Source organism: Streptosporangium sp. G12, from assembly GCF_052983175.1.
This window is the reverse complement of the sequence record NZ_JBRIQO010000032.1, coordinates 94,581-106,005: the sequence shown is the minus strand read 5'-3', so window position 1 is coordinate 106,005 and position 11,425 is coordinate 94,581. Positions and strand designations below refer to the sequence as shown.

Here is an 11,425-nt window from a genome sequence, read left to right as displayed (position 1 = left end):
GCGAAGGCCGCCGAGAGGTCGCCGGGTGCCGGGCGGGGGTATGGCGTTTGTGCCCATGCCTGAGCCTCCATAACTGCGTCACGGGAAAGCGGGAACGCGGGGGACGGCCCCGCGAACTCGACGCCGCGCCCATTGCCGGGGAGGCACACCACCGGGGCGTCGCAGACGACGGCCCTGCTGCGTACCACCGGCCCGGCCGTAGGAGGACGCCTTGGGGACTCAGTGTGGAAACCTCCCCGAAATACGTCAAGGTCGCCCAGAAACTTTCGGTTGACCTATCGGGGCACGCAAACCCGGCACATGTCCCAACCTTTGTCCCTGCCTCCTGAAACCTTGCGGGATCATCGCACCGGGGCGAGCCATGCCCGATGTAAGTTTCAGCACCGTGCCCGCACCGATCAGGGGGTGGGGATCCCGACGGCACCGGATGGGCCGTGCTCGGCCGAACGCACTCTCAGCGTCCCGGGCGCCGGAGCCCTGACGGCACCCGCCGCCTCACAGCGGATCGGGAGAGGCGGGTCAGGAGCGGGTGCCGGCGAGCAGCCGTTCACAGGAGTCGAGCAGGCGCTGCCGCAGCGGCCTCGCCCGCTCGGCGAACCCCCGCTGCTCGGCGGCGTACTCGGCCCGCCCCTCGGGCGTCTCGATCCGGATCGCCCGTTGACCGAGCGAGCTCAGGTCGTACGGGCTGGCTCGCATGTCCACGGCACGGATGTCGCGGGCCAGCGTGAAGCAGTCGGCGACCAGCTCACCGCTCACCAGCGGTGACAGCTTGTACGCCCACTTGTACAGGTCCATGTTGGCGTGCAGGCAACCCGGCTGTTCCAGCTCCGGCTGCCGCTCCCGCGTCGGCTGCAGCACGTTGAGCGGGCGCGCCTCGGGGGTGAAGAAGCGGAACGCGTCGAAATGGCCGCATCGCACCCCCCGCTGCTCCACGACCTCCGCGATCTCCTCCCCGCTGAGCCGCAGCGGCCAGGCCTCGTGCCGCACCTCCTCGGCCTTGTAGACCATCGCCCACTCGTGCAGGCCGAAGCAGCCGAAATATCCCGGCCGTGCCGCGGTGGCGGCCAGCAACCGCATGATCCACTCGATGGAGGACCCGCGCCTGTCCAACAGCGCCGCGGTGTCGAGCGTGGCCCCCTCCGGAGTGTCGAGGTAGTCGCGGCCGAAGTCGCGCGCCCCTTTCAAGGTCACTCCGGCCCCCGGATGCCACTTCCGCAGCCGCGCCGGCCGGTGCCCGTAGTAGGTGAACAGGAAGTCCTCGATGGGGTGGGCCTCGCCCCGCGCCCTGCGCGCCAGGTGCGGCTCCGCCCACACCTCGACCCGGCGCCGGTGGGCCTCCGCCCGCGCCCGCCACTCCTCCGGTTCCAGAACCTCCACCGCTGAATGGTACGCGCGGGCCGGTGGTGCCCGGCGGGCGGCCCGCACGCCCGCTCCCGGAGGATCGCCTCGGTCCCGCCGCCCTCGGAGGGCCGTCGCCGGATGAGGAAAGGCCGTCGCCGGGCGGGAGGAGGTGAGAGAGCCGTCGGCGAATGTCGAGAACCCGGCGAGGGCTCCGACTCCCGGGTGACAGCGCGCTCCGAGAGCGCGAGAGATCCATAGAGACGGGACGTCATCATGGGCGAGCTCATCCACTTCGTACACCAGTCCCTTGACGGTTTCATCGAGGGGCCGAACGGCGAGTTCGACTGGCCGCGGATGAGTCCGGAGCTGTCCGCCTACTCGCGGGAGCTGACCGGCGGCGACACGGTTTTCCTCTACGGACGTGTGGTGTGGGAGATGATGTCGGACTTCTGGCCGCAGGCCGAGCAGCACACGACGCACGAGCATGACCTGGCCTTCGCCCCGGTATGGCGTGAGGCGTCCAAGATCGTGGTCTCCCGCACGGTGGAGAAGGCCGGCTGGAACACCCGGGTGATCTCCGAGAACGTCGTCGAGGAGCTGACCGCGCTCAAGGAGTCCGGCGCCACGCTGCTGCTGTTCGGCGGGTCCGTGCTGGCCTCCCACCTCACCGAGCACGGCGTGATCGACGAGTACCGGGTCTTCGTCCACCCTGTGATCCTGGGCGGCGGCAAGCCGCTCTTCCAGGAGCAGAGCCACCGGGTCGGTCTCGAACTCGTCGAGTCGCGGACGTTCGACTCCCAGGTTGTGCTGCTCCGGCACCGGCGCGCGGACGCGCGGGGGTGATCGCCGCCCGGCGCGGACGCGGGAAAATCCCCGCGCGTTCGCGGGAGAACTTTCGCGTCGCCTCCGGACCGGCCTCGACGGGTTCCCACCTGGGAGAACGGCGTTCCGGCCGGGCGGAGGACCGGGTCCTCGGGGTCTCCGAACGAACTGGGCGCTTGACTGCACCTTTCTCCGGGCGTAAAAGTGCGAAAAGAGTTGGATAGCGCTTTCCCACCCTTCGTCCCAGAGCGTCGTGACGGGTCTGCTCGGCGTACTCCGCCGCAGGTCAGCCATGCCCACAGTCCCCAGCCAGGGGATCGTGGGCGGGCTCGCACGCCGCCCGACGGACATCGTTCGCCGGGACCCCGGCGACGTCGGCGCGTGACCGCGGAACGCGGCACGCTCGCGTCGCCGGTCCGGTCCCGGCGCGAGGCCATGGCCGACCGGACCGGGAGCACGGCCGGTCGGTACTGACGGAACTTGGAGGTTCCACGGTGCGAAGAAGGAAAGGGCTCGGCGGCTCGCCGTTCACCGCGCTCGCGACGACGCTCGCTCTCGCGGTGATCGGGGCGCTGGTGCTCGTGGCGATGCCCAGCGCGCTCGCCGCGTCGTTGTTCGGCGACAACTTCGAGGACGGCAACTCCAACGGCTGGTCGAAGTCCGGGGGAAGCTGGTCGGTGGTGGCCGACGGCTCCCAGGTGTACCGGCAGTCCGGCACCGGCGCGGACGCCAGGACGGTGGCCGGTACCGGCTGGTCGGGCCAGGCGGTGCAGGCGCGGGTGAAGCCGATCGCGTTCAACGGCGGCGGGCGGTACGTCGCGGTGCTGGCCAGGGCGCAGAGCACCAGCAACTACTACTTCCTCGGGCTGAGCAACTCGGGCTCGGTCGTCCTGGGCAAGCGGACCGGCGGCGCCCCCACGACCCTCGGCTCGGCCGCGGCGACGGTGACCCCGGGCACCTGGTACACCCTCAGGCTCGAGGCGTTCGGCACGACGCTGCGCGGCTTCGTGAACAACGTGGAGGTCGTGTCGGCGACGGACTCCACCTTCTCCTCCGGCAAAGTGGGCCTCGCCGGTTACTACGCGAGCGCGTCGTTCGACGACGTGCAGGTGACCGACGTCGGCGGGCCGAGCGAGCCGCCGGTCACGCCCACGGTCACCCCCACCGTGTCACCGCCCCCGGGCTCCTGCCCCACCTCGGGGACGCCCGTCGGGTTCGCCTCGGTGAACGCCTGGGGCCGTAACGGGACCACGGGCGGGGCGGGCGGGCCGACCGTCGAGGTCGACACCGCGAGCGAGCTGATCTCCGCCATCGGCCAGAGCGGGCCCCTGAACATCTGCGTACGCGGGATGATCACGGTTCCGGCCGGTATGCACAACGTCACCTCGAACAAGTCGATCGTGGGCATCGGCTCCACCGGCGGCATCAGCGGCGGCGGCCTCAACATCGGCCTCCCCCTCGACAACTCGGTCACCTCGCCGCCCGCGAACGCCGTGAACAACGTCATCATCCGCAACCTGTCGTTCCGGAACGCCAGCGACGACTCGATCAACGTGCAGATGTTCTCCCACCACGTCTGGATCGACCACAACGACCTGGCCGACGGGTACGACGGGCTCATCGACATCAAGCGCGGCTCGTCGTACGTCACCGTGTCGTGGAACCACACGCACGACCACACCAAGAACATGCTGCTCGGCCACGACGACGGCAACAGCGCACAGGACGTCGGACGGCTGAAGGTGAGCTATCACCACAACTGGTTCAACCAGACCCCGCAGCGCAACCCGCGGGTGCGGTTCGGCGAGCCGGTGCACGTGTTCAACAACTACTACGTCTACAACACCGACGTCGGGGTGGCCTGCCAGCTGAACGCCGGGTGCCTGATCGAGGGCAACTACTTCGAGCGGGTCGAGGTCCCGGCGACGAACACCTACGCCGGCACCGCCGGCAGGTGCGTCGCGCGGAACAACGTGCTCGACGACTCCGGCCCGCCCGAGTGCAGCGGCAGCGTGCAGGAGGCGAGCTCGTATTACGGCTACACCTTGGACGACCCGAACTCCGTGAAGGCGATCGTCAGCGCGGGGGCCGGGGTCGGCAAGATCGGCGGCTGATCTCCCGGAGTCCCTGGAAAACCCCTGGGCCGGGTTCCGGCGGGCGGCTCACTCCGTCGCCCGCCGGGACCCGGCCCCCGTCCCGTGTGGCGTGCTGGAAATCTCCGCCGGAACGCCGGTGGGAGGCGTCGCTCCTTCCGCCTCCCACCGGCCGGCGTCGAACTCGTGACGTTCACCGGCGGGGGCGCGACCCGCCTCCCGCGTCCCCGCCGCGGAACAGGACCTGGCCGAGGCGTACGGTGACCGTGTTCGAGCCGCCGCCCCGGCCCGCCAGACGTCCGAAGGTGAGCGTGAGGCCCGCGCCGGTCGTGGCGCCCGACAGGAGGGGATGCCCGCGGAGCACCTCGGTCACCGGCCGGTTCCAGGTGACGGTCAGCTCGTCCAGGTCGCGCCGGGGATCCGACACGGTCAACGTGGCCGTACCGTCGCCGCCCTCCCTGACGAGGACCGCGCACGGGGCGGAGGCGGCGAGGTCCCCGGCGGCTCCGTCGTTCCAGAAGTTGACGGCGGTGATCCCGAGTGACGGTACCCGGACACCCTGCTGCCGGGCGGTGTTGGCGAGCACGCGCGCCCAGCCGGGGTCGGCGGCGCGGGCCCGGGTCTCCGCGAGGCTCGCGCCCGGCAGCAGCAGGTAGACGTAGCCCGCCGAGACGGGATCGACACCGTGGTCGAGCCAGAGGGTCACGTAGCTCCGGGTCACCGGGTCCCGTCCGCCGGCGCGTTCCTCGCGCAGCGTGCGCAGGCGGGTGCCGCAGGGCAGGACGTAGCCGCCGTGCCCCTCCAGGTGCGCCCAGCCCTTCCCGTCGTCCACGGTGAGAAGCGCGCCGGTCCTGCGGTTGTCCACGATGGTCTCGACGGGTACGCCGTCCTCGGCGGTGATCCCGGCACCGAGGCAGACCACCGCGTCGTCGAGGAAGAACCACGACTTGAAGGCGTCCAGGGTGCTCTCGAAGCCGTTCAGGTGCTGGCCGGCCGTCGCGTACACGCCGTCGGTGGCGCCACCCACCCAGCGGCACGGCGGGCAGGTGTCGCCCCACGCCTCACCGGCGCCGTCGGCCAGCCGCCGGGTGGAGACGGTCGTGCCCGGCAGGCGGTAGGGGTCGACGGTGGTCCAGAAGGAGTCGGAGTACTGGTCGCCGTGGCCGCCGGCCCACCAGTAGAGCATCCCCGAGCCGGTGTGCCAGCCGCGGAGGTTCTCGCCGTTGCCGTGCTCGTAGTGGCCGACGCGGTGGGAGGCCATGCTGAGGCCCGCGCACCAGCCCGGCCCGCGGTGCACGGCGCGGGCGCTCATCGCCAGCAGCCGGTGCCCGGCGGGTTCCTCGGCCGCGGGTACGGCGTCGTCGTCCAGGATCGCGGCGAGGCGGGCGTGGAATCCCAGGTCGTCGTCCTCGGCCGCGTCGAGCATGGGCCGGTGGGTGTCCCGCAGCGCCCACCCCTTGACCATGCCCTGCCAGCGGGACCGCTCGGCGGCGGAGGCCGTCTCCCCGAGCAGCAGGATCGCGGAGGCGATCGCGCGCCCCCTCCGGTGGTCGCCGTACGGCTGCCTGCCGATCGCCCGGCCGCTGACCAGGTCCATGCAGAAGCCGTCGTGGACGACCGGCGCGAACGTCCTCTCGACGCTGTCGAGGACGACCTGCCGGTTCGGATCGGTGACCTCCCACGGCGAGCCGCGCAACACCGCGAACAGCGTCGCGAGACCGGACAGCAGCGTCGCTCCGTACGTGCCCTGGTAGGGGACGGTCGTGTGCTGGACGAAGGAGCCGTCCCGGTAGAACCCGTCGCCCTCGGAGACATGGGGGAAGACCGGGGAGAGCGCGGAGACGGCCAGCGCGGCCTTCGCCGGGTCGGAGCCGAGGATCGCCCGCAGCAGTGTCACCACGCACAGGTCCACCCGGTTGGCCCCGGTGCTGGTCCCGCTGTAGTCGTCCAGGCGGCACTCGGGCAGGAAGTGGTCCACCGCCTCCCGCAGCGCCCCGCTCTGCCGCTCCGTCAGGTGCGGGCCGATCAGCAGGGCCGCGTCGAGGAGGTTCCTGGGGGTGCCGATCTGCCAGTACCACCAGTTGCCGACCTCGTCGGCGTCCGCGGCGTACACCCGCCGCCGGTAGTGGTCGATGCCACCCGCGACGGCCGCGGCCAGGCTCGCGTCGCCGGTCAGGCCGGTCCCCGGCAGGGCGTACGCGCGGGCCATGGTCCGCAGCCGGGCCGGGGTGGCGCCGAGCGAGGGGAACGCCAGGTCGGGCCAGAGCGACGCGTCGGCCGGCGCCATGGCGTCCCGGTACCCGGCCGCCCTCCTCCCCAGCATCGCCAGCCGGGTCCGGTACGGCTCGGCCGTCGCGTCGAACCCCGACCCCGCCGTCACGTCCCGCCACCGGTGGCGCAGCGGGGCGAGGGGGTCGGCCGGCGTGCGCGGCGTGGTTTCCGGGTGTGCGGTTCCGATGTGCGCCTCCGCCTGCGCGGTCTGCGTATACGCGACATGCGCCGGGATCAGCGCCCCCGTCGCGGCGACACCGCCGAGCTGAAGAAACGATCTCCGGGAATGTCGGTTCACGCCTAGATTGTCAGGTGGAAATCGTCCTCACCGCGGATACCACGCCGCATCGCTCCCGTGTGACCGGCCCGCCGCGGCCGCCGGGGAGGCCGGCTTCCCCGGCCGGGCGGGAGCGGCGACCGTCCTCGGGGATCAGAGATCCACGTCGCGGGAGGCGACCACGCGGACCCCCTCGGGCTCGTGACCCGCCGGGGTGACCACGACCCGCCTTCCCTCGTCCTCGTAGCCGTGCTCGGTCAGCCACAGCAGGGTGTACGGGTCGAGCCGGCTGAAGTCGACCGGGGAGGCGGGCGAGAAGATGTCGTCGCCGGACGAGACGTCATCGGTGTCGCCTTCGACGATCGACAGGGTGTACGCGGTCATGGCAGCCTCCGGGCCGTGGTCTTCCTCGGAGACGTCCATACCCCCGGGGACGACCGCACTCCCCTGACCTGGCGATACCCGCAGGCGCACGCCGTCGCCCGGCCCGGCCTCCGGAACGATCAAGGGGGTCCGGCCTCCCGGGGGCGGGGAGCCGTGCGGGCTCCCGTCCGTCCTCTCCGCGGGCGCCGGCCTCCTCCCCGGGAATCCGGCCGGCACCGCATGTGCCAAAAGTCATTGTGCCGGCGGCAACGTCTTCCTAATCTCGGATGCATGGCTCAGGGCGGCGTGCCGGACGGTCGACGCATTCATGAGATCGACGCGGTGCGCGGATTCGCTCTCGCGGGCATCCTGGCCGTGAACATCGAGTTCTTCGGCGACCCCGGGCTGCTGGCGGCGATGGGCGGCGAGGGCGGGGTCGGGGGCGGGGAGCACGGGCCGGTGCGGTTCGTCGTGCAGGCCCTGCTCGAGCTGAAGTTCTACGTCATCTTCTCCTTCCTCTTCGGTTACTCCTTCACCCTGCAGATGCGCTCGGCGGAACGCGCCGGGGCGAGTGTCAGGGCGAGGACCCTCAGGAGATGCCTGGGCCTGTTCGTGATCGGCGTGCTGCACGGGCTGCTGCTGTGGGTGGGTGACATCCTCACCCTGTACGCCGCGCTGGGCCTGGTGCTGCTGGCGGCACGGAACATCGGCGCGCGGGCCGCCACGATCGCCGCGATCGTGCTCATCTCTCTGACGTCGGCCGTCTTCCTGCTTCTGGCCGGTCTGACCGTCCTCCTCCCCGGGGCACCCGCCGCGGGCACGGGCACGGGTACGGACACCGCGGAGGCCGCGGAGGCCGCGCGGATCCTCGCCGCCACCACCGGCGGTCCTCTCGACTACCTGAGTCTGCACCTGACGCAGTACCCGCGGATAGCGATCATGATCTGGCTGCTGCAGGGGCCGATGGCGATGGCCCTGTTCCTGCTCGGCCTGGCGGCCGGCAAGGCGCGGCTGTTCGAAGAGCCGGACCGGTGGGCCCACCTGCTCGCGAGGGTTCAGTGGATCGGCTTCGGCCTCGGCCTGCCCGCGGGAGTGTTCTACGCGGTGACCTCCGGCCGGCGCAACACGGCGGAGCTGGTGGCGGTGGCGCTCACCATCGCGACCTCGGTGCTTCTCGGCGCCGCCTACGTGGCCACCCTGCTCCGCCTGATCAGGCGGTTTCCCTCGGTGGCGGGCGTGCTCGCTCCCGCCGGCCGGATGGCGGCGTCCAACTACGTCGGCCAGTCCGTGCTGCTCTGCCTGGTCTTCACCGGTTACGGCCTGGGCTTGATGGGCCGGATCCCGCCCCTCGGGGTGATGGGCATCGCCGTCGTGATCTACGCGGCGCTGCTCGCGCTGAGCGCGTGGTGGCTGCGCGGCCACCGTTACGGTCCCGTGGAGTACGGTCTGCGCCGCCTGACGAACTGGAGATGACGACCAGGGGTCGTCCGGGACGCGGCCCGGCCCGTTCACAGGGAACGGCTCGGCGATGCGGGGAAAGGCGCGGTGAGGGCGTACCGGCCGGCGGCTGCCTGTAACACGCATCACACAGAAATACGACGAAAGCCGCATAAGGTATGTAGCGGACAAATCTCCCCAATGAAGGGCTTCCTCCCAAGGCGCGTACGGCCGGTCGCGAAGAGCGGCTCGTCCCCGGCGGAGGCGAGTCCCTCCCCGGTACCGCCCGGAGGCCCCGCCTTCTCTCCGGGCCCCCTCTCCGGCGCGCCCGCCGGCCGACCGGAAAGTCATGCGATGAACCAGGACGGCACCAGCCCGCACACCGACTTCGAGATCGACCTCACCCTTGAGGAGACTCGCCGCCGCGCCGCGGTCATCGCGGCGCTGGAGCCGGGCTGGGACCCGGTGGCGGTCATGCGGGGCGAGGAGGAGGCGTACGACCTCCTCTACTCCGGTCTCGACGAGCGGCAGCAGGAGACCTACGACATGCTCGTGGCCGCCGGCGTGCTCCCCCGGAGGAGGCCCGGCCGTGCTGCCACTTGATCCACACGCCGACCTCGGGCGCAGGGCGTGGGTGCCCTGTCCCTCCTGCCGGGACCACCGCGACTGCGACGACTGCCTCGGCGGGCGCAACTGCGGGGAGCACTGGCGCTACCTCCTGGGCAACGCCGGAAGCCTGCTGCACCTGCAGTGCCCGGGATGCGCCCACCTGTGGAACCACGAGACGGGTTTCGGCGCGGGCGGCGGAGCCGCGCCCCACTGACTTCCCGAAGGCGCCGACCGGGCGCGCCGGCCCGCCGAAGGCGCCGACCGGACGAGTCCCGGCGGGGATCGCCTCGGACGCCCCGCGGCCCCTGGACGGCGGCGTACCCGTTCGTCCTCGTCCCGGGCGATCGCGCGCCCGCACGTCCCGCCGGGCGGCTCCCCGAGGGCGGAAGGCCGCCGTCCGCGCACCCCTGGAAAAGCGGGGGTTCCAATTACCCGAACGCGGGCCGGGAGCCGAACCGCCAAACAGAGGAAACGCATACATATCAAGTTGCTATGACGGCTTGCACCAATCCGGAGTGGGAAACGGTATCGCGATCTTCCTGTGCGCGACGAGGGCGCGGGCGACCGCCGGAAAACCGAACAGGAGACGAACGCCCGGCCCGCGTCAGGGAAATGGCAGTTCAACAAGAAACGTGAAGGATCATCCGAAACCTCGGTGAGGCCGTACTTCTCTAGAGAACCGGTGGCACGGTCCACCCGCAGGATGGCAGCAGGTGGGGGCATTGCCGGTTTCGGACGGGCCGTATATCTACTTAGGTGTTATTTATAATCCAATAACCATAAGTGGCAATTACTGAGCCCTTTACCTTCCAAATAGATCACGGTCAGTCTAATATTTGGACCTATGTCATGGCGTGCATCAGATTTCCCAGATGGACAGGCTGGGTCCTCTGGCCGTGGCAGTGGTTCCTCTAGGCACGATTCCGAACACGCATCCGACTGGCATCCCGAACGCCTCCTGTCATTCGATTGGCGGAAGGTTATTCTGTTCACGGCCGTATTAGCGATCATCGCCGTGGCGGTGTTCTGGCTCGCGACCAGAGCACCCTCCGGTTCGTCCCTGGCGGCGAACCCCACCCCCGACCCTTCGGACACCGGCTGGGAGAAGGCTCCTTCCTCGCCTTCACCGACGCCGACCCCCGCCCGCTCCACTCCCAAATCGACCCCGAAACCCGCCGGAAGCGGCACGGCCACGTCCCCCCGCCCCGAGGCCACCCCCACGAGGCGGCCACGGACCGAGACCAGGACCACCCCGCCGCCCGCCGACCCGCCGGCCGGATCCCGCTCGCCCCAGCTCACCGCCAAGGAGGCGTACGGCATCCACGGCCGCTACCAGCGGGGGTTGTCGGTGGCCCAGGCCAGGAAGGACCAGGCGGCCATGGCGAAGCTGGAGCACGGGCTCGCGCTGGAGATGACGAGGGCGGGTTTCAAGACCGCCGAGATGCAGGGAACCTCACTCGCGACGGGGATATGGCCCAACCCCCAGGTGTGGATCCCGCGTCATGTCGAGGGCGCCGCCGACTGGTTCGTGGCGGTCTCGTACGAGCCCGGCGTCGCGCGGATCGTCGACGTGATGAGCTCGGCCCCCGGCGGCTGGCGGCTCGTCGCCTCGGCCGCCGACACGCGCGCCACCCCGGCGCGGTTCCCCAAGATAGCGACCGACGGCGAGGGGTACGCGACGAGCCTCCCGGAGAACGCCACCGGGCTGAGCTCGACCCCTCGCCAGATCGCCCGCGCGCATCTGGCGAGCCTGGAGAACGCCGAGGTCGACCCGCGGTTCGACGAGGGGCCGTGGACCAGCGAGGCCGCGTTGTTCTGGCAGCAGGAACGCGTCCGGCTTGAGCAGGCCGACTGGAAGATCACGCTGTCGTACCGGCTTGAGGGACCGGTACGCGCGCTCAGAACCAGTGACGGGGGCGCTCTGGTCTGGTACGGAGCCCGATCCACCGAGCTCCGCGAGGCGGTTCGGGAAGGGGCGAAGGTCAAGCTGAAGGGCTCGGCCGCCGTCCGCACCCGCGACAAGGCCTTCGCCCACTCGGTGAGCGCCACATACGGCCGCATGTATGTGACACATGTCCCCCCCGCCGGCTCGAACGAGCCCGCTCGCGTGCTGGGCGAGTGGAGCGACGTCCTGGAGAGCCACGGCGACTGACGTTTTCACCGGAAGAAAAGGAACATTCTAATGACACCCTCACGTAAGCCATCGCGCGCG

9 protein-coding genes are annotated in these 11,425 nt (G+C 70.8%); 6 read left to right on the top strand and 3 right to left on the bottom strand.

Annotated elements, in window-relative coordinates; all coding sequences use genetic code 11:
• Nucleotides 1-519: 519 nt before the first annotated feature.
• Nucleotides 520-1,377, bottom strand: a complete 858-nt coding sequence (locus ACVCAG_RS38340) for a 3-methyladenine DNA glycosylase (protein ID WP_440087889.1) — start codon at nucleotides 1,375-1,377, stop codon at nucleotides 520-522.
• 237 nt (nucleotides 1,378-1,614) lie between these two features.
• Between ACVCAG_RS38340 and ACVCAG_RS38335 the strand changes: the two genes are divergently transcribed.
• Together ACVCAG_RS38335 and ACVCAG_RS38330 are read left to right on the top strand one after the other, a co-directional pair.
• Nucleotides 1,615-2,184, top strand: a complete 570-nt coding sequence (locus ACVCAG_RS38335) for a dihydrofolate reductase family protein (RefSeq protein ID WP_440087888.1) — start codon at nucleotides 1,615-1,617, stop codon at nucleotides 2,182-2,184.
• Nucleotides 2,185-2,657: 473 nt separating this feature from the next.
• Nucleotides 2,658-4,277 (top strand): pectate lyase family protein, encoded by a 1,620-nt coding sequence (locus ACVCAG_RS38330; RefSeq protein ID WP_440087887.1) that lies wholly within the window; start codon nucleotides 2,658-2,660, stop codon nucleotides 4,275-4,277.
• Between the two features lie 172 nt (nucleotides 4,278-4,449).
• Here the strand turns inward: ACVCAG_RS38330 and ACVCAG_RS38325 are convergent, their stop codons facing one another.
• The gene (locus tag ACVCAG_RS38325; protein ID WP_440087886.1) at nucleotides 4,450-6,825 is read right to left on the bottom strand and encodes a polysaccharide lyase 8 family protein; all 2,376 of its coding nucleotides are present in this window, start codon (nucleotides 6,823-6,825) and stop codon (nucleotides 4,450-4,452) included.
• Nucleotides 6,826-6,957: 132 nt separating this feature from the next.
• A complete protein-coding gene (locus ACVCAG_RS38320; protein ID WP_440070578.1) occupies nucleotides 6,958-7,188 on the bottom strand; it encodes a hypothetical protein in 231 nt (76 codons plus the stop codon).
• A 321-nt stretch (nucleotides 7,189-7,509) separates the two neighbouring features.
• Here ACVCAG_RS38320 and ACVCAG_RS38315 point away from each other — a divergent pair, with 321 nt between their 5' ends.
• The 4 genes from ACVCAG_RS38315 to ACVCAG_RS38300 all read left to right on the top strand — a co-directional run bounded on the left by ACVCAG_RS38315 (nucleotide 7,510) and on the right by ACVCAG_RS38300 (nucleotide 11,365).
• Nucleotides 7,510-8,640 (top strand): DUF418 domain-containing protein, encoded by a 1,131-nt coding sequence (locus ACVCAG_RS38315; protein ID WP_440087885.1) that lies wholly within the window; start codon nucleotides 7,510-7,512, stop codon nucleotides 8,638-8,640.
• 318 nt (nucleotides 8,641-8,958) lie between these two features.
• Nucleotides 8,959-9,207 (top strand): DUF6400 family protein, encoded by a 249-nt coding sequence (locus ACVCAG_RS38310; protein ID WP_440087884.1) that lies wholly within the window; start codon nucleotides 8,959-8,961, stop codon nucleotides 9,205-9,207.
• A complete protein-coding gene (locus tag ACVCAG_RS38305; RefSeq protein WP_440087883.1) occupies nucleotides 9,194-9,427 on the top strand; it encodes a hypothetical protein in 234 nt (77 codons plus the stop codon). The genes ACVCAG_RS38310 and ACVCAG_RS38305 overlap by 14 nt, the downstream gene beginning before the upstream one ends.
• An 807-nt stretch (nucleotides 9,428-10,234) precedes the next feature.
• Nucleotides 10,235-11,365, top strand: coding sequence for a hypothetical protein (locus tag ACVCAG_RS38300; RefSeq protein ID WP_440087882.1), 1,131 nt, complete (start codon nucleotides 10,235-10,237; stop codon nucleotides 11,363-11,365).
• The last annotated feature ends 60 nt before the right edge of the window (nucleotides 11,366-11,425 follow it).

What these genes read in the sequence shown, in the direction of transcription:
- ACVCAG_RS38320 (WP_440070578.1), bottom strand. Translation starts at nt 7,188, where the DNA reads ATGACCGCGTACACCCTGTCGATCGTCGAAGGCGACACCGATGACGTC.
- ACVCAG_RS38310 (WP_440087884.1), top strand. Translation starts at nt 8,959, where the DNA reads ATGAACCAGGACGGCACCAGCCCGCACACCGACTTCGAGATCGACCTC.
- ACVCAG_RS38335 (WP_440087888.1), top strand. Translation starts at nt 1,615, where the DNA reads ATGGGCGAGCTCATCCACTTCGTACACCAGTCCCTTGACGGTTTCATC.